Origin of the sequence: Rhizobium sp. WW_1, assembly GCF_003610155.1 — a bacterium.
GTDB classification, from domain to species: domain Bacteria; phylum Pseudomonadota; class Alphaproteobacteria; order Rhizobiales; family Rhizobiaceae; genus Rhizobium; species Rhizobium tropici_A.
In genome coordinates this window covers 1482737-1501207 of the sequence record NZ_RAIN01000001.1, presented here as the reverse complement: position 1 = coordinate 1501207, position 18471 = coordinate 1482737, and the positions used below count along the sequence as shown (strand labels likewise).

General features: G+C 61.5%; 16 protein-coding genes. 3 read left to right on the top strand and 13 right to left on the bottom strand.

What is annotated here, in order from left to right; translation table 11 throughout:
* Window positions 1–7: 7 nt before the first annotated feature.
* Together BJ928_RS07280 and BJ928_RS07275 are read right to left on the bottom strand one after the other, a co-directional pair.
* Entirely contained in the window at window positions 8–940 is a 933-nt protein-coding gene (locus tag BJ928_RS07280) for a nucleoside hydrolase (RefSeq protein ID WP_047634853.1), read from the bottom strand.
* A gap of 134 nt (window positions 941–1074) precedes the next feature.
* The gene (locus tag BJ928_RS07275; protein WP_047634854.1) at window positions 1075–2463 is read right to left on the bottom strand and encodes a M20/M25/M40 family metallo-hydrolase; all 1389 of its coding nucleotides are present in this window, start codon (window positions 2461–2463) and stop codon (window positions 1075–1077) included.
* Between the two features lie 199 nt (window positions 2464–2662).
* On the opposite strand from BJ928_RS07275, the gene BJ928_RS07270 reads away from it, so the two are divergent.
* The gene (locus BJ928_RS07270; RefSeq protein ID WP_047634856.1) at window positions 2663–4999 is read left to right on the top strand and encodes an EAL domain-containing protein; all 2337 of its coding nucleotides are present in this window, start codon (window positions 2663–2665) and stop codon (window positions 4997–4999) included.
* A gap of 103 nt (window positions 5000–5102) precedes the next feature.
* Here the strand turns inward: BJ928_RS07270 and BJ928_RS07265 are convergent, their stop codons facing one another.
* Window positions 5103–5519, bottom strand: a complete 417-nt coding sequence (locus BJ928_RS07265) for a MarR family transcriptional regulator (RefSeq protein WP_047634858.1) — start codon at window positions 5517–5519, stop codon at window positions 5103–5105.
* 537 nt (window positions 5520–6056) lie between these two features.
* Between BJ928_RS07265 and polA the strand changes: the two genes are divergently transcribed.
* Together polA and BJ928_RS07255 are read left to right on the top strand one after the other, a co-directional pair.
* Window positions 6057–9059, top strand: coding sequence for a DNA polymerase I (gene polA, locus BJ928_RS07260; protein ID WP_047634859.1), 3003 nt, complete (start codon window positions 6057–6059; stop codon window positions 9057–9059).
* 47 nt (window positions 9060–9106) lie between these two features.
* Complete coding sequence (locus tag BJ928_RS07255; RefSeq protein WP_047634861.1) at window positions 9107–9361, top strand: hypothetical protein; 255 nt, start codon at window positions 9107–9109, stop codon at window positions 9359–9361.
* A gap of 22 nt (window positions 9362–9383) precedes the next feature.
* Here BJ928_RS07255 and phnN read toward each other — a convergent pair whose 3' ends face one another.
* The 10 genes from phnN to phnL all read right to left on the bottom strand — a co-directional run bounded on the left by phnN (window position 9384) and on the right by phnL (window position 18469).
* A complete protein-coding gene (gene phnN, locus BJ928_RS07250) occupies window positions 9384–9989 on the bottom strand; it encodes a phosphonate metabolism protein/1,5-bisphosphokinase (PRPP-forming) PhnN (RefSeq protein ID WP_047634863.1) in 606 nt (201 codons plus the stop codon).
* Window positions 9986–11125 (bottom strand): alpha-D-ribose 1-methylphosphonate 5-triphosphate diphosphatase, encoded by a 1140-nt coding sequence (locus tag BJ928_RS07245; protein WP_047634866.1) that lies wholly within the window; start codon window positions 11123–11125, stop codon window positions 9986–9988. Before BJ928_RS07245 ends, phnN begins: the two co-directional genes overlap by 4 nt.
* A gap of 15 nt (window positions 11126–11140) precedes the next feature.
* Window positions 11141–11827: a DUF1045 domain-containing protein gene (locus BJ928_RS07240; protein ID WP_047634869.1), complete on the bottom strand. Its 687-nt coding sequence runs from the start codon at window positions 11825–11827 to the stop codon at window positions 11141–11143.
* Window positions 11828–12016: 189 nt separating this feature from the next.
* Window positions 12017–13363: a phosphonate ABC transporter, permease protein PhnE gene (gene phnE / locus BJ928_RS07235; RefSeq protein WP_047634870.1), complete on the bottom strand. Its 1347-nt coding sequence runs from the start codon at window positions 13361–13363 to the stop codon at window positions 12017–12019.
* An 8-nt stretch (window positions 13364–13371) separates the two neighbouring features.
* Window positions 13372–14352: a phosphonate ABC transporter, permease protein PhnE gene (gene phnE, locus BJ928_RS07230; RefSeq protein WP_047634871.1), complete on the bottom strand. Its 981-nt coding sequence runs from the start codon at window positions 14350–14352 to the stop codon at window positions 13372–13374.
* Window positions 14353–14418: 66 nt separating this feature from the next.
* Window positions 14419–15330 (bottom strand): phosphonate ABC transporter substrate-binding protein, encoded by a 912-nt coding sequence (gene phnD / locus BJ928_RS07225; protein ID WP_047634873.1) that lies wholly within the window; start codon window positions 15328–15330, stop codon window positions 14419–14421.
* A gap of 92 nt (window positions 15331–15422) precedes the next feature.
* Window positions 15423–16277: a phosphonate ABC transporter ATP-binding protein gene (gene phnC / locus BJ928_RS07220; protein ID WP_047634876.1), complete on the bottom strand. Its 855-nt coding sequence runs from the start codon at window positions 16275–16277 to the stop codon at window positions 15423–15425.
* Between the two features lie 222 nt (window positions 16278–16499).
* On the bottom strand, window positions 16500–17054 hold the full coding sequence (locus BJ928_RS07215) for a pyridoxamine 5'-phosphate oxidase family protein (RefSeq protein ID WP_047634877.1): 555 nt from the start codon (window positions 17052–17054) through the stop codon (window positions 16500–16502).
* 93 nt (window positions 17055–17147) lie between these two features.
* Complete coding sequence (locus BJ928_RS07210; protein ID WP_047634878.1) at window positions 17148–17765, bottom strand: DapH/DapD/GlmU-related protein; 618 nt, start codon at window positions 17763–17765, stop codon at window positions 17148–17150.
* On the bottom strand, window positions 17762–18469 hold the full coding sequence (phnL, locus tag BJ928_RS07205; protein ID WP_047634879.1) for a phosphonate C-P lyase system protein PhnL: 708 nt from the start codon (window positions 18467–18469) through the stop codon (window positions 17762–17764). Before phnL ends, BJ928_RS07210 begins: the two co-directional genes overlap by 4 nt.
* Between the last annotated feature and the right edge of the window lie 2 nt (window positions 18470–18471).

The window sequence follows — 18471 nt, the reverse complement described above, 5'->3', positions numbered from 1 at the left end:
CTGCTTCTCACCCAGCGCCTAGCGCGGCTTCCCGAAGCAATGCGTCGAATATGATCCGGCGTGCTTTCTCCGCGTCGATTTCGGCGGCGAAATGGGCGTTGAACTGCCCATGCGAGGCGCGCGTTTCGACGACGGTGCGCCCGCGCGTATGCTGCCCGTGCAATTCGGCATCGATGCGGGCATGCCGAAGGGTTGCTATCCCCGGCTCGACGAAAATGGCGGCGGCCGTGGGGTCGTAGATTGCCATGGCCGGTCTGCCGCGGCTGATGGCGATGTTGACGTAACCCTCCAGCAGATCTGCGAGCAGCTGCGCCTTTTCGCCTTCCATCTTTCGGAGGCGGGCGACATCGTCGGGCCCGGCCAGCACCTTGCGGCAGATATCGAGATCGACCATGTGAAACGGCAGGCCATGCGCCAGCACGATGGCGAGCGCCTCCGGATCGGCAAAGGCGTTGAACTCCGCCGACGCCGTATGATTGCCCGCGGTGACGCCGCCGCCCATCCATGTCAGCTCGTCGATGCGATCGGCGAGATCCGGTCGTGCCAGCGCCAGCGCAGCGATGTTGGTGAGCGGCCCTAGGGCCAGGATGCGCTTCGGCCCCTTGCCGTCGGAAAGCCAGTCGCAGAGGGCGGCAAAGGCACTGCTTTCCGGCAGTGGGCCGGCAGGCGGCAGGCTTCGGCCTGTCGTTGGAATGCCCGTCTGGCCGAGAATGCTCTGCGCCGTTTCCAGCCTGCAAAGCACGGGCAGCTCACGGCCGGTGTGGATCGGAAATGTCCAGTCGAAGACAGCAGCTGCGCTCGCCGCATTGGCCCGGACATGGGACAGTGGCGCATTGCCGCTGACCAGCGAAACACCGTCGATGGCGAGATGCGAATGCGCGACCACCAGAATGGCGGCGATGTCATCGAAGCCCATGTCGGTATCGATCCAGATTCCCATGTCTCATCTCATCGATCGAAGTGATTTTGTGCGAAGGCGGCGTGACAGCGAGACCCCCGGAAGGAGGAGCGCTTGCCGTCGAGGTGCGATGATTGCGGGACGCGCGCAAGCAAGACGCGCATCCCGTTGCTTGCTTAGCGGGCCAGCGCATCCAAGATGCGGACCCAGGAGCGGATGCCCTTGTGATAGGAGCGCAGCTCGTATTTCTCGTTCGGCGAATGGATGCGGTCGTCGGAGAGGCCGAAGCCGATCAGCAGCGATTCCATGCCAAGCATCCGCTGGAAATCGCCGACGATCGGGATCGAGCCGCCCATGCCAATGACGATGGCAGGCTTCGGCCATTCCTCGGAGAGCGCCGTCTTCGCCTTGGTGAGCGACGGCGAATCGTAGGAAAGCTGGATGGCCGGCGAGCCGCCGTGCTCGTGGAATTCCACCGAGCAATCGGCCGGGATTTTCGATCGCACGTAGGCGCGGAAGCTTTCGCGGATCGCCGGCGGGTTCTGCTGGCCGACGAGACGGAAGGAAACCTTGGCTGAGGCCTTGGCTGCGATCACGGTCTTGAAGCCGGCTCCGGTATAGCCGCCCGTGATGCCGTTCACCTCTGCCGTCGGGCGCGCCCAGGTGAGTTCCATCACCGAACGGCCCTTTTCGCCCGAAGGGATAGACAGGCCGACGTCGCCGAGGAATTTCTCGGCCGTCATGCCGAGCGTTTCCCAGGAAGCCTTGATGTTGGCGGGCGTTTCCTCGACGCCGTCGTAGAAGCCGGCAAGGGTTATGCGTCCCGTCTCGTCATGCAAGCCGGCAAGGATATCGGTCAGAATATGGATCGGGTTGGCGGCGGCGCCGCCGTAGAGGCCTGAATGCAGGTCGCGGTCGGCGGCGGTGATGACGATTTCCTCGCCCACCAGTCCGCGCAGGCCGGCGGAGATCGCCGGCGTATCGCCGTCCCACATGCCGGTGTCGCAGACGAGAGCGAAGTCGGCCTTCAGCTCGGCGGCATTGGTTTCGAGGAAGGGCTTCAGCGACGGGGAACCGGATTCCTCTTCGCCTTCGAACAGGATGGTGATGCGGACCGGAAGCGCGCCCCTGGTTTCCTTGTAGGCGCGCACGGCTTCGACGAAGGTCATCAGCTGACCTTTGTCGTCGGACGTGCCGCGGCCGGTCAGGATCTTGCGGCCATTGCCCAGGTCCTTGATCGCAGGCGCAAAGGGATCGTTTTCCCAGAGTTCGATCGGATCGACCGGCTGTACGTCGTAGTGACCGTAGAAAAGCACATGCGGCGCATCGGCGCTGCCGGCATCGTGATGGGCGACCACCATCGGATGGCCGGGCGTGTCGCGCACGGAAGCCTTGAAGCCCAGCGAGTTCAGGTAGGTGACCAGCCACTCCGCCGCCTTGCGGCATTCCGCCTTGTAGTCCGGGTCTGTCGAGATGGACTTGATGCGCAGCAGTTCGAAGAGGTTGTCGAGGCTGGAAGGCAGGTTCTGATCGGCGCGATCGAGAACGGGCGATAGATCGGTCATATCCGACTCCTTACATGAGATTTGGAGCGACGATAGACCAAAGACTCGCCGGTTTCGAGGCGTTAAAACTGAAAATTTACCGTAGCTTGCGTCTTTCGGTCGTGGCGCGGATTTATATGATTAGTTGCGTATGTAGTTTACAAGTTTTTTAGACTATTAGAAATAACCTCAATCCAGAGGCGTATTCTGGAGACGCATAATGTTTTCAGTGATTGCATGTATTCGTGACGATCATGATTTCAGGCTCATTGTTGTAGCAGCAGTCATCTGCCTCATCGGCAGCTTTGCCACCATGCTTCTCTTTTCGCGTGCGCAGGAATGCCAGTCGCATCAGCGTCGCTACTGGATCGCCGCCGCGGCCTTCGCCAGCGGTGTCGGCATCTGGGCGACGCATTTCATCGCTATGCTCGCCTATGAGAGCAGCCTTCCCATATCCTATGGCGTTTCGCTGACCGTACTTTCCGTGGTCCTTGCCATCATCGGTTCATGGCTTGCCATTGCCGTCGCTTTCGAATGGGATAACCGCATTTCCTTTACGGCAGGTGGCCTATTGATGGCGTTTGGAATAGCCGCCATGCACTTTACCGGCATGCAGGCGATCGAGGCCTCGGCCGAGCTTTCCTTCGACGTCACGCGCGTTGTCGCTTCCGTTGTCATCGGTGCCGGCTTCGCGTCGCTGGCCTTCCTGGCATTTCGCAGCCTTCATGGGTTCAGGCGCATCACGATTGGGGCTCTGCTGCTGCTGCTGGCGATTTGCTCGCTGCATTTCACAGCGATGAGCGGCGTGACGCTGACGCCCGAAGCCGGCATGCCCGGCGGCGGCCTTGCCATCGATCGCAGCATCCTCGCCGGCATCGTCATGGCCGCCGCCATGGGTCTGATCCTCATTGCGCTCGGCGCCATTTTCGTCGACCGCCATCTGACCGACCTTCGCGGTTTTGCCAATGCCTCGCTTGAGGGGCTGCTTATCGTCCGCGACGGTAAGGTGATCGATGCGAACGAGCGGTTCTTCGCAATTTCCGGATGGTCGGCGCAGCAGGTGATCGGTGCGGCACCCGATGTCTTCCTGACGATCGACATGGATGCCCATGCCGAAGCCGTCATCCCGCTGGAGACGACGCTCGCGGGCTACGATGGCAACTCGATCCCCGTCGAAACCGTGCGGCGCTCCATCACCTATCGCGGCCATGAATGCAGCGTGTTCGTTGTGCGCGACTTGACCGAGCGGCGTCAGGCACAGCAGATGATCGAGCATCTCGCGCATCACGACATCTTGACGGACCTGCCCAATCGCTCGCTGTTCGACCAGCGCATGCGCCAGGCGCTGCAGATGGCCGACCGCAGGGGCGGTGAAGTCGCGATCTTCTGTCTGGACCTCGATCGGTTCAAGGCCATCAACGACGTCTTCGGCCATGCGGAAGGCGATCGCATCCTCTGCAAGGTGGCCGGCATCCTGCAGCGTACGATCGAAGACGGTGATACGGTCGCAAGGCTTGGCGGCGACGAATTCGCCATCATTCAGCCCAAGCGCCGGCAACCCGAGGGGGCTACGCGTCTTGCCGAGCGCATTCTTGCGGAATTCGGCATGGAGATGGATACGGCGCGAGATCCGACCGCTGTCGGCGTCAGCATCGGCATTGCCATCTACCCGCGCGACGGCACCAGCGCCGAACAACTCTACGCCAACTCGGACATGGCGCTTTATCGCGCCAAGCATGCGGGCCGGGGCCATGCCTGCTTCTTTGATGCTGAAATGGACAAGGCCGTGCGCATGCGTCGCCAGCTCGAGAATGATCTGCGCCAGGCCATCCTGCGTCGGCAGCTCTTTCTGGAATACCAGCCGATCTATGACGTCGGCAGCGACAGCGTCAGCGGCTATGAGGCCTTGCTGCGCTGGGCCCATCCCGATCGGGGTGTGATCGATCCGGAAACCTTCATTCCGATTGCCGAGGAAAGCGGCTCGATCGTGGCGATCGGCGAGTGGGTGCTGCAGCAGGCATGCCAGGAGGCGGCGCGCTGGAGCGAACCGGCGAACGTCGCCGTCAACCTCTCGCCGCTGCAATTCATGATTCCCACCCTCTACGATCAGATCGAGCGGATCTTGCGCAAGACGGGTCTTGCGCCGCAGCGCCTCGAACTGGAGATCACCGAGGCGGCCCTGATGCGCGAGCGTGCGGCCGTTATCGCGACGCTGCAGCGGCTGCACAATCTCGGCGTCCGCGTGGTCATGGATGATTTCGGAACCGGCTTTTCCTCGCTCAGCAATCTGCGTGCCTTCCCCTTCGACAAGATCAAGGTCGATCGCAGCTTTACCGGCGCCCTTGAACATGACCCGGCGGCACGTTCCATCGTCCGCGCCATCATCGGCCTTGGGCATAGCCTGAACATGCCTGTCGTGACGGAAGGCGTCGAAACCGAGATCCAGCGCCGCATCGTCATCGAGGAAGGCTGCGCCCAGCTTCAGGGGATATTCTTCGGCAAGCCGGATATCAGCCCGAGCCAGCTCCATCCGACCCTGGGCAAGGCGGTCGGTTAGCGCCAGAGTGGTTCAGCCTTTCACTGAATCTCTGAGCCACTTTATCTCTTTGTTTCAAGCAATTCCGGGCGGAAAACTGCTGCTCACTTTTCCTGGAATTGCGCTAGAGCTGCCTGGCGTTATCAAGCACGCGCCGGATATATTCCAGCAGCAACTCGCGCTCGAACTGACGGAAATCCTTGAGAAGATCCATGTCCGCGGCGACGGCGGCCTCGATCGCCTCGGCCTGCATGGCTGTGGCCCGGTCTGTCAGGAAGATCAGCTGCGCCCGCTTGTCTGAGGGATGCGGACGGCGTTCCACCAGCCCGTCCCGTTCCATGCGCGATAGCGTATTGGCCATTGTCGCCTGCTCGATATCGACCCTTTCAAGCAATTGCTTCTGCGTCAGCCCGTCCTCGGACCACAATTCCAGCAGGATCGGGAATTGACCGGGAGAAAAGCCTAATTTCGCCGCGCGTTGCTGTAACGAGCGAGCGAAGGCCTTCGCCATCTGATTGGCAAGGTACGCGGCGGAGTCCATCCGATTAAATCCCATGATTGCAAATATGCCGATAATTCAAAATCAAAACAATCAGCAATTCTTGGGTAGACCTGCTCTGAAATCAGCAACTTCGGCCGATTTTTTCACGTTCATAGGTTGCATTTTTCTGCATGAAAAAGCCGCCATGGCCTGGAGGGGACGCCATGGCGGCTCATGAAAGGGGGACAAAGGCCCGGAGAGGGGATAGGCCTTTGTCCAAGTCTGACATGGCGGGGGACAGGCCGGTTGTCAGACCCTCGGCGTATCAATCGCCGGTGAGTATGATTTGTGGTTCCGAATGTGTTTTTTCAAGGGAATGCGCAGATTAGATTGATTAAAAGTTAGTAACGTTTCGGTGAGAGATTTGGCCTTCTCGTCAAAGCAATTCCAGGAAAAGTGTATTGCGGGTTTCCGTCCGGAATTGCGCAAAACAAAGGAGAGAGCGTTTCCGCGAGTCGAAGAAAAGCGGAGGCGCTCCAGCCTGCAAAGCTGAAGTTTATATGGACGTTGGAAGTGCGCCACGCTATCCATGCTTCCATGAAAAAAGGTGATCATCTCTTCCTCGTCGACGGTTCCGGTTTCATATTCCGGGCCTTTCACGCCCTGCCGCCGCTGACGCGCAAGTCCGACGGATTGCCTGTCGGTGCCGTCTCCGGTTTCTGTAACATGCTGTGGAAGCTTTTGACCTCGGCGCGCGATACCTCGGTCGGGGTGACGCCGACCCACTTTGCCGTCATTTTCGACTACTCCTCGAAGACGTTCCGCAAGGAGATCTTTCCGGATTACAAGGCAAACCGTTCGGCGCCCCCGGAAGAGTTGATCCCGCAATTCGGTCTCATCCGCGAGGCGACCCGCGCCTTCAATCTGCCCTGCATCGAGACCGACGGTTTCGAAGCCGATGATATCATCGCCACCTATGCCCGCCAGGCCGAAGCTGCCGGTTCCGATGTGACGATCATCTCGTCCGACAAGGACCTGATGCAGCTCGTCACGCCTATGGTCCACATGTATGACAGCATGAAGGACAAGCAGATTGGCATTCCCGATGTCGTCGAGAAATGGGGCGTGCCGCCCGAGAAGATGATCGACCTGCAGGCCATGACCGGCGATTCGGTCGACAACGTCCCCGGCATTCCCGGCATCGGCCCGAAGACGGCGGCGCAGCTGTTGGAAGAATTCGGCGATCTCGATACGCTGCTGGCCCGTGCCGGCGAGATCAAGCAGCAGAAGCGCCGCGAAAACATCATCGCCAATGCCGAACTCGCCCGCATTTCCCGCCAGCTGGTGACGCTCAGGACCGATGTGCCGCTGGAACTCGAACTCGATGCCTTGGTGCTTGAACCGCAGAACGGCCCGAAGCTGATCGGCTTCCTGAAGGCGATGGAGTTTACCTCGCTCACGCGCCGCGTTGCCGATGCCTGCGATTGCGATCCGGCGGCGATCGAGCCCGCCGTCGTCAAGGTCGAGTTGGCTGAGACCGCGCATGGCCCGGATCTCGATATCGACGAAAATGCTCAACTCGCCGACGGCGGCGCCGTTTCGGCCGAGGGCGCAGCCGCTTCTGTTCCGCCGGTGAAGCCGCGCGCGGCAGTCGAGGGGCTAACCGAGCCGGATACGCTCGCCAAGGCACGCGCCGCAAGCTTTGCCACCGCGCCGATCGATCATTCGAAATACGTGACCATTCGCGATATTGCTACCCTCGACCAGTGGATCGCCGATGCGCGCGAAACCGGCATCGTCGCCTTCGACACCGAAACGACGTCGCTCGATGTCATGCAGGCGGAAATCGTCGGCTTCTCGCTGGCGATCGCCGATAACCGCAATGATCCCACAGGCGCCTCCATCCGCGCCGCCTATGTCCCGCTTGCCCACAAGACCGGTGTCGGCGACCTCCTCGGCGGCGGCCTAGCCGACAATCAGATTCCGCTGCGTGATGCGCTGTCGAGATTGAAGGATCTGCTGGAGGATGCCTCCATCCTCAAGATCGCGCAGAACCTGAAATACGACTACCTGCTGATGAAGCGCTACAGCATCGAAACCAAGGCCTTCGATGATACGATGCTCCTGTCCTACGTGCTCGACGGCGGCTCCAACGCCACGCACGGCATGGATAGCCTTTCCGAACGCTGGCTCGGCCACAAGCCGATCGCCTACAAGGACGTCGCCGGCAGCGGCAAGTCCAATGTTACCTTCGATCTCGTCGATATCGACCGCGCCACGGCCTACGCCGCCGAGGATGCCGACGTCACGCTGCGTCTCTGGCTTGTGCTGAAACCACGACTTGCAGCAGAAAAACTTTCGGCAGTATACGAGCGGTTGGAGCGGCCTCTGGTGCCGGTGCTCGCCCATATGGAAGAGCGCGGCATCACCATCGACCGGCAGATCCTCTCGCGTCTTTCCGGCGAGCTGGCGCAGGGCGCCGCCGCTCTTGAGGATGAGATTTATACGTTGGCCGGCGAGCGCTTCAACATCGGTTCTCCGAAGCAGCTCGGCGATATCCTCTTCGGCAAGATGGGATTATCAGGTGGCAGCAAAACCAAGACCGGACAGTGGTCGACCTCGGCGCAGGTGCTGGAGGATCTGGCGGCAGCCGGCTTCGAACTGCCGCGCAAGATCGTCGACTGGCGCCAGCTCACCAAGCTGAAATCGACCTATACCGACGCTCTTCCGGGTTATGTCCATCCCGAGACGAAGCGCGTTCACACCTCCTATTCGCTGGCATCGACCACGACGGGACGCTTGTCTTCCTCCGAGCCTAACCTGCAGAATATTCCGGTGCGCACGGCGGAAGGCCGCAAGATCCGCACGGCCTTCATCTCGACGCCGGGCCACAAGCTCGTCTCGGCCGACTACAGCCAGATCGAACTGCGCGTGCTGGCGCATGTCGCCAACATCCCGCAGCTCAAGCAGGCTTTCGAAGACGGCATCGACATTCATGCGATGACGGCCTCCGAAATGTTCGGCGTGCCGGTCGAGGGCATGCCGAGCGAGGTTCGCCGCCGTGCCAAGGCGATCAATTTCGGCATCATCTACGGCATCTCGGCTTTCGGCCTGGCCAATCAGCTCTCGATCGAGCGCTCGGAAGCCGGCGATTACATCAAGAAGTATTTCGAGCGCTTCCCCGGCATCCGCGACTATATGGACAGCACCAAGCAGGCTGCGCGGGACAAGGGATATGTCGAGACGATCTTCGGTCGCCGCATCCATTTCCCGGAAATCCGCTCTTCCAATCCTTCCGTCCGCGCCTTCAACGAACGCGCCTCGATCAATGCGCCGATCCAGGGCTCTGCCGCCGACGTCATCCGCCGCGCCATGATCAAGATGGAGCCGGCGCTGGCCGTGGCCGGACTCGGCGATCGCGTGCGGATGTTGCTGCAGGTGCATGACGAACTGATCTTCGAAGTCGAGGATGCCGATGTCGAACGCACGACGCCGATCATCGTCTCGGTCATGGAAAACGCCGCCATGCCGGCGGTCGATATGGCCGTGCCGCTGAAGGTCGACGCCCGCGCGGCTCACAACTGGGATGAGGCGCACTGAGCGGAAGCGAGCTCGAAACAGACACGCTGGAAACGGGGCCGGAAAACATGGTGGCCATCGCCATGTCGACGCTTGGTCGCATGCCGATCTATGGCGTGCGGCAAGCCCTGCCCGAGGGCGGTAATATCAGCTGGTTTTTCTATTGTGGCGAATATTCCGACGCCACGGATTTTTACCAGCCTGTGCACACGGCGCATTTGCGTGAACTCTTGCCGGCCGTCGTCAAATACCTGCATCTTCCGGTGGGGACACGGTTCATCATAGACGATCAGGGGTATGAGGACGTGTGGCGGGCCGAATGATCTTCGATCGCCGCCACCGGGCTTACTTGCGGACCAGCGTTTCCAGCACCGAAATAATGGCGCGTTCCGCTTCGTCGAGCGTGCCGCTATTGTCGATATCGGCGACGTCGTAGCTGCCCTCAACAGTCAGCGAGCTTCTCTCCAGCCGCTTCAGCACATCCTCGCGGCTCTCGCGTCCGCGCGCCATCAGCCGCTCGGCCAGCACTTCGCGCGTGGCTGTGACGTTGATGACCTTCAGCCGCGGAAATGCCGCTTGGAAGTGATGCAGCGCCGAACGCGAGCCGTTGGCAATCACCAGATGCCCCTGTACAAGCTCATCGAAGACGTCGGCCGGAATGCCGTATTTCAGGCCATGCGCTTCCCAGGAGACGGCAAAGGCGCCGGCCTGTTCCATCGCATCGAAGTCGGCCTCGGAAACGCTTCTGTGGTCCTCGTTGCCGGCATCGCCGTCTCGGGTGATGACGCGGCGGACGAAGTGCACGTCGGGCCGGCCGGCAAAATGCTGCGCGGCCAGGTTCATCAGCGTATCCTTGCCGGCGCCGCTCGGGCCGACGACGACGGCGAGCGTGCCCGCCGTCGCATCCGCCAGACCGAGATTAGCCGGCTCGATATTGGCGTCCGCGCTCATGCGACCCGGCGTCCTTCCCGCCAGACGGAGCGCGTAACGGGTACGCCATGATCGCGGCGAACGCGCACGAGATCGGCGCGCAGGCCTTCCGCGATGCGGCCGCGGTCATTCAGGCTGACCGTCCGTGCCGGCGTCGCCGTCACCATGGCGATCGCCTGCGGCAGCGAAATGCCTTCGACTTCATCGGCGAGGATGAAGGGCGCATGCAGCAGGCTGAGCGGCACGTAGTCGGAAGAAAGCACGTCGAGGACGCCAAGCTCGGCGAGATCGCGGGCAGCAATATTGCCCGAGTGCGACTTGCCGCGCACGATGTTCGGCGCGCCCATCAGCACGCTCATGCCGGCGCCATGCGAAGCCTTGGCGGCATCGACGCTGGTCGGGAATTCCGCCAGACGAACGCCGTAATGGATGGCTTCGTCGACATGGGCGAGCGTCGCGTCGTCATGGCTGGCAACGGTGATGCCGCGCTCGGCGCAGACCTTGGAGATCACATCGCGGTTGGGGGTCGCATACTTGGCCGATTCGTCCTGCCGCTTGGCGACGAACTTGGCAAAGGCCTCATCGCTCAGGCCGCGCTTCTTCTGGTAGTAGAAGATGTATTGATCCATAGTCTGGAACTGGCGCTGGCCCGGTGCGTGGTCCATCAGCGAGACCAGACGAACATAGGGGTCTTTCTCGAAATCCTGGAAATGGTCGAGAACGTTGTCGGAAGAGACTTCGCAGCGCAGGTGGATCAGGTGATCGGCGCGCAGCCGATCTTCGCGCTGCGCCGCCTGGATGGCGTCGGCCATGTCGCGCATCTCGCCCTTTTCAAAGCCGCCGTCTTCGTCCGAGCCCATGCGCAGGCAGTCGAATACGGTCGTGATGCCGGAAGTCACGATCTGGGCATCGTGCGCCTGGATCGCGGCCGTCTTGTTCCAGCGAACGCCCGGACGGGGCGAGTAATGCGCTTCCAGATGGTCGGTGTGCAGTTCGACCAGACCGGGGATCAGAAAGTCGCCTTCCAAATCCTCGCCGATATCGGACTTGCCTTCGGAAATGGCGGCGATACGACCGTCACGGATCAGCACGGAGCCTTCGACGATCTTGTCTTCGAGGACAATGCGGGCGTTGGAAAGGACGGTTTCTTTGGTCATGTCAGGTCTTTCATATTAGGCGCCGGCCAGCGGCAGCCAGGAACGGACGGTAAAGGGAGCGCCGCGCTCTTCTTCGACGAAGATGGCGAGGCCGGAAATATCAAGCGGCTTGCCGGTATGCTCGGCGAAGCGCTCACGCAGGATTTCTTGCAGTTCGGGCTGACGTTCGGTCGGCACGCGCCCGGTGAGCGTCATGTGGAAACGGAACTCGTCGTTGACGTAAGGGTAGCCCCAGCGCAGCAAGTTGGCGCGCTGCGGTTCGGTGAGCCCCTCCGGCTTGCGCCGTGCGATGTCATGGTCGGAAAGCGGCGCGCGAAACGGCTCGAAAGTCTTGACGACGTGCGAGGCGAAATCCTGCAGCGGCTGGTAAACGGTGCCGGGCACGAGTGCGAAGAAGTGGCCGAGCTGGCCAAGCACCAGCTGCGGAATGGTGAAAGCCTTGGTCTGCGAGACGAATTCGGCGGCGACGTCGAGGAGATCGCGTTCGGTCACGGAGGATGCGAGGTCGAAGGGCGCCTTCAGCGTGGCGTGAAAGCCGTAGCGGCGCGGATCGGCCGTCAGCTCGGCATGGCCTTCGGGCAGGGGGGCCATGGCCTTGTCGGAAAAGATCTCGTTGGAAAATGCGTCGCGGCCCAGCCAGAGGGCGGCAAGCGATGTCAAAGGATCGTCTTTGGGCGGGGTGAAATAGAGAGCATAGCGCAAGGCTGCATTCCTTGGAAAAATCGGCTGCGCGGGACACTGTTGGGTGATTTGCGACAAACCGCAAGAGCAGCAAGACAGCAACGACCTGAATCCGGCTAAAGCCGGCTTGGCCACTACGGCCTTGCCGGCCTGCGCTACCGGATTCCCGTGACAGAATGATGATGCGGAACGACTTTTTACCGTTCTTTTTTATTTCACCCGCGTACCCATCAGGCGCGAGCGCAAGGCGTTGGATGCGGCGTCGAACAGGAAGACCACGATGAGGATCAGCAGCACCATATAGGCGACGTTTTCCCAGTTGGCGTTGGTGCGCATTGCTTCCCAAAGCTTGAGGCCGATGCCGCCCGCGCCGACGGCGCCGATGATCGTCGCGCCGCGCACATTCGATTCCCACTGGTAGAGCGTCTGGCTGACGATCACGGGCACGATCTGCGGCATGATGCCATAGCGATGCACCAGAATGGTTGGTGCGCCAGTGGACTTCACGCCTTCGCGCGGCTTGTTGTCGATATTCTCAAGGCCTTCGGAATAAAGTTTGCCGAGCGTGCCGGTCTCCGTGAGGAAGATCGCGCCGCTGCCCGCGAGCGGGCCGGGGCCGAAGGCGCGGGTCAGGAACAGCGCCCAGATCAGCATGTCCACCGAGCGCAGGAAATCGAAGAAGCGCTTGAGGATCTGGTTGACGAGCCGGCTCGGCGTGATGTTGCGAGCCGCCAGGAAGGCCAGTGGGAAGGCGGCGATCGATCCGAGCAGCGTGCCGAGGAAGGCCATGACGATGGTCTGGAACAGCTTGGTCCAGACGTCGCCATGCTGCCATGCACCATTGTTCCAGACGTTGTCGAAGGCGAGCGACAGATTGGATTGCGTGGGGTCGAGCCGCGGCCCTGAGACGATCAGCCCGATCACTTCACTCGCCGGCTTGTCGAAGAAGGGCGAATGCGTGTCGAAGACGAAGTTTGCCCAGCCGAGGAAACGCTTGCGGATCTTCACGCGGTCGGTGGAAATGCTGGCATCGCCGGCAAAGCCGAGATTGACCAGGATATTGTCGTCGTAGACGGTCATCCAGGTCGGGACCGGCTGAGAACCGACGAGCTTCGGCATGTCGCCGCTGATATCGATCGGTATCGTGATGCCGTGCGCCGTGACGATGGCCTGCGTCTTCGTCACCGTTACAGTGCGGCTCGTGCCGCTGACGGAAACGGTCATGCTGCCATCCGGATTGGTCGTGACCCAATCCGGGTTCGGGTTGTCGCCGAGCGGCGAGAAGCGCGGATATTTGATGCTGATCTTGTCGCCGGAGACGCGGAACTCCGGCTGCACGTCATAGCTGATCCATTCGCTGAGATAGATGCCGACGCGCTCCCAATGCGCTTCCGAAATGACTTTCGGCAGGTCGAAGAACCAGACGGCATAGATGCCATAGAGGATGACGCCGATGAACATCATCAGCGCGCCGAAGCGCTGGCGAAAGGACCGGTGAAGGACCTCCGGGTAACGCGCTTCGATTTCCTGCATACGGCCGGCGTCGATGACGGACATGGATAACCTCAATGCTGCAAAAGGAAGGCATGTTCGCCGACGAGACGGCGGCGGAGCCATGCGGAAAACTGGTCGACGGCGATGATCGTCACGAAGAGCAGCAGCACCAGCGCCATGGTCTTGGCGCCGAAGCCGCGCGAGATCGAAAGCTTCAGCTCCTCGCCGATACCGCCGCCGCCGACGGCGCCGATGATGGTGGAGGCGCGGACGTTGATCTCGAGACGCAGCAGTGCGTAGGAGGCGAAATTCGGCATGACCTGCGGCAGGGCGGCGAAACGCACGCGCTCGGTCCAGCTCGCGCCAACGGCGCGCATGCCTTCGTCCGACTTCATGTCGATATTCTCGACGACCTCGTAGAACAGCTTGCCGAGCGCGCCGATCGTGTGCAGGCCGACCGCGATGATGGCGGCGATCGGGCCGATCGACAGGATCGCCGAAAACAGGCCGGCGATGACGATTTCCGGAAAGGCGCGCAGGAATTCCATGATGCGCTTCGTCACCAGTCGGATCGGATTGGAAGGCGACATGTTGCGCGCGGCAAAAAAGGCCATGGGCACTGCGAAGACGAAGCCGATGATGGTCGAAACCAGCGCCACGTTGATCGTGATGATCATCAGCTCGAAATATTCGGGGATGTAGAAATCGCCCCATACATAGACGCGGCCGAGCGGGAAGTTGAATTCTTCGCCGCCGGCGCCATTCGCGCCATTCGGGCTCGGCAGGTCGAAGAGCGCCCGGTAGACGTCGCTCCAGTCCTTGGGGATGAGCCAGCTCAGGAAGTCGAAGAGATGCGGCAGCCGCTCGAAGAAGTGGCCGGCATTGCTTTCGTCGGCGAAACGCACCGAGCTGACGAAGGCGACAAGCAGGATCACGAGGCCGATGCCGGTGTAGAGACGGCGCTTGGCCACCATCTTGCTCCAGGCGTCGCCGATCTCCTTGGCGCTCTGCGGCGCGCTCTGCATGTTCGGGTGCGTATCGGCGATCGTCATGAAATCCTGCCTTTGTGAACAGCAAAAGGGCGGCCGTTGCCGGCCGCCCAGTTATCGGGATGCGGATCAGCCGCCGATGGCAGCCTTACGAACGTCGATAACGGCGTTGTAGAAGTCCGGGGTAACCTTGACATAGCCCTTGAAGTCGCCGCCTTCGACAGCGTTGAAGCACTTGGCGTCAGCCGTCGGGAGCTTCATGAAGAAGTCCGAGAGCTTGGTCTGCCATTCGGTGCCGAGCGCGTTGCGAACGACGAGCGGGCCGTTCGGGATCAGCGGCGAACGCCAGACTTCGACGAGCTTGTTCGGGTCTACGGCGCCCTTGTCGACTTCCTTGCGGAAGGTACCGGAGGTGAAGCCGTCCTTGAAATCGCCAACGCCCGAGGAGTCGTCGACAGCAACGTCGACCTTGCCGTCGTAAGCGGCGAGGAGGTTGTTCTCATGGCCGCCGTTGAACTGGGTCGAGCCGAAGAACTTGTCGTTCGGCATGCCGGTGGTCTTCGGAATCTGCGTCAGCGGAACGAGGTAGCCAGACGTGGAGTCCGGATCGGCGTAGCCGAGCTTCTTGCCCTTGGCGTCCATGATCGTCTTGATGCCGGAGGACTTGAGAGCGAGGCCGATCGAGTAGTAGCCGGTCGAACCGTCGGTCTGCTGCGTGGTCAGGATCGGGGTGACGGCCTTCGGGTCCTTGATGGCGACGGCTGCGTAGCCGGAAGCGCCGAGTTCTGCGAAGTCGAGCGTGCCGCCGAGCAGGCCCTGGATAACGCCGTCATAGTCGGCGGCCGGGAAGAGCGATACCTTCTCGAAGCCGAATTCCTTCTTCAGGTGGTCGGCGAGGCAGGCATAGTTGCGCAGACGGTCGGCTTCGTTTTCGCCGCCGAGAATGCCGACGCGGAATTCCTTGAGGTCTGCAGCGTTAGCAGCAGCGCCGACTGCGAGCGCGACGAGCGCCGTAGCAGCAAAAAGTGCTTTCTTCAACATGGGTTCGTCTCCTGATTAACCGGTGTCCCCGGATGCCTTCGGTCTAGAAGAAATGCGCCCTTGACGCGGGCCTTCGATCCCGGCCGTCCCTCTCAGAGACCGGCCAGCGCCAGCGGTTGCGGGCCGGCAGATTCGGTTGCCGCAGCCTGTGCGGCCGGATCGGCAATGTTGATCGACGTCGACGTCATGCTCTCGTCGATGCCGGCACCGTCCTTGTCGGTGCCATAGATTTCCTTGACGGCGGCGGCCGTCAGATCGGCCGGCTTGCCGTCGAAGACAACCTTGCCGGCTGCCATGCCGACAATGCGTTCGCAATAGTTGCGGGCCGTGTCGAGCGTGTGCAGGTTGGTGATGACGGTGATGCCTTCGCGCTCGTTGATATCCCGCAGCGCGTCCATGACGATCTTGGCGTTCAGCGGATCGAGCGAGGCGATCGGCTCGTCGGCGAGCATCATCTTCGGCTGCTGCATCAGGGCACGGCAGATGGCAACGCGCTGCTGCTGGCCGCCGGAAAGCGTGCCGGCCATCTGCAGGGCCGTCTGCTCGATACCGAGGCGCTCGAGCGCAGCGATCGCCTGGATGCGCTCCTCGCGGGTGAAGACGGACAGTAGGCTCATGACCGTCGAGCGATGATTGAGACGACCGAGCATGACGTTGGTGAGCACGTCGAGGCGTGGAACAAGGTTGAACTGCTGGAAGATCATGGCGCAATCGCGCTGCCAGCTGCGCAACGCGCGACCGGTGAGCTTCGACACTTCGACGCCGGAAAAATGGATCGAGCCGGAGCTCGGGTCGGCCAGGCGATTGATCATGCGCAACAGGGTGGACTTGCCGGCGCCGGAACGGCCGATGACGCCGACCATCTGTCCCTGCGGTATGTCCAAAGTCACGGAATCGACAGCGAGCTTGTTGCCAAACCGGCGCGAGACATTCCTGAGTTCGAACATAGTGCTTCCCTTTCGCGGCTGCCGGGCTGCAAAAACTTCAGCTCTACCGGTGCTAAGAATGGGCGCATGCCCTTGCCTCGAAGGAGTTTCGAGGGGGCTGGCGCCAACCACAAGGCAACCGATTAGTCCCGCTTCATGAAGCTCCAATGTCAGTTTTGTGTAACTGCTGTTACAATCCGGGCCGATTTTGCAAGATTAGCCGGCTGAAGGATTTCCTTGAATTTAGCCGTCAAACATGCCTGTCGGCAGGCCGTCCATGCTGACGCTATTCTTCTCACGCCAGTATTCCTCAATCCCTTCAGGCCCCTTGGCCTTTGCCCATTGATCGAGGCTCGGTCTCTCGCCTTCATAAGAGAAGAGCGGCACGCCGAAACCGCAGGAGGTCTGTACGAGATCGAAGTCCAGCCACACGATCTGCCGCGCCCCGAGCGGCTCTTCGCCCGCATAGTGATCGTGCAGCAATTGCCGATATTTGGACGAGGAACGACGGATGATCCGGCCGCGGCCATAGAGGCGCAGGATCATCGGCGGACCCTCGACGGCGCAGAACATGATGGTCAGGCGGCCGTCAGCCTGCATATGCGCTGCCGTCTCGCTGCCGCTGCCGGTGCGATCGAGATAGATGGCTGTGTTCGGGGAGATGATGCGCAGGCACAGCGTTTCGCGCGGCGAGATATTGACACGGGAATCCGCAGTCGCCGATGCCGTGAAGAAGACGTGCTGCCGCGCGATGAAATCGCGCAGCCGGTCGTCGATGCTGAAAAACTGCTTTGCCATGGAAACTCCTCCCGATCCCGCCCTTGCAAGGATCGTCTGAAAGCTGGATCGCTCGTCAACGCCTTGCAAGCTTGAATTGGGCGGAAACGGTTCTCAGGCGTCGTAGCGATCCAGAAATTCTTCCGCCGAAAGCGCGCGAAAGTCTGCGAGCGCGGTGCGCAGGCGGTCGTGATTCCAATCCCACCATGAGAGCTTGTCCATGCGCGCGCCGACTTCGGGCGTGAAGCGCTCGCGGATGAGCTTGGCCGGCACGCCGCCGACGATCGTATAGGGCGCCACGTTCTTGGAGACGACCGCGCCGGCGCCGATAACGGCACCATTGCCGACCGTAACGCCGGGCAGCACGGTCGCGCCGTGGCCGATCCAGACATCGTGGCCGATCACGACCCGGTTGTCGCGACGCCAGGTGAAGAAATCGGTCTCCATATCGGCATCCGGCCAATAATCGGCGGCGCGATAGGTGAAGTGGTGCAGCGTGGCGCGCCATGTCGGATGGTTGGTGGCATTGATGCGCACCGCGGCGGCGATGTTGACGAACTTGCCGATCGTCGCGCACCAGACCGCACCATCCTGCATGATATAGGAGTAGTCGCCGATTTCGACTTCATCGATGCGGCAGCGGTCGGAGACTTCGGTATAGCGGCCGAGCGTCGAATTGTTGACGCTGGCCGAAGGGCTGATGAAGGGCGTTTCGCCCAGTTTGCGGTTCATGCGGCTGCCTTCCGGGGCGAGAATTGCGAGACGTCGAGAATGCGGCTGCCGACGGCCTCGCGCACCTCTTCGTCATGGAAGATGCCGAGAAGGGCGACGCCTGCCCGCTTCTTTTCTTCGATCATGTCGACGACGACGGCCCGGTTCCTGGCATCGAGCGATGCCGTGGGTTCGTCGAGCAGCAGGATGGCATGGTCGGTGATGAAGCCGCGGGCGATGTTGACGCGCTGCTGTTCGCCGCCCGAGAAGGTGGCTGGCGGCAACTGCCAGAGTTCCTGCGGCAGGTTCAACTGGGCCAGCAATTTGGCTGCGCGGTCGCGAGCATCCGCCAAGGACACGCCACGGGCAAACAGCGGCTCGGCAACGACATCGAGGGCGGCGACGCGCGGCACGGTGCGCAGGAACTGGCTGACGTAGCCCATCGTCTGGCGACGGACGTCGAGCACCGTGCGCGGGTCGGCGGTCGCGAGATCGACGATCCTGCCCTTGTGGGAAACGAGGATCTGACCGCTGTCGACGGCGTAATTGCCGTAGATCATCTTGAGCAGTGAGCTCTTGCCGATGCCCGACGGGCCGCCGAGTACGACGCATTCGCCCGAGGCGACGGAGAAGGAGACGTCGGCGACGACGGGCAGGCGAATGCCGTCGCGCAGATGCATGGTGAAGCTTTTGAAGACTTCGGAAACGACGAGTGGGGTTGCCATGT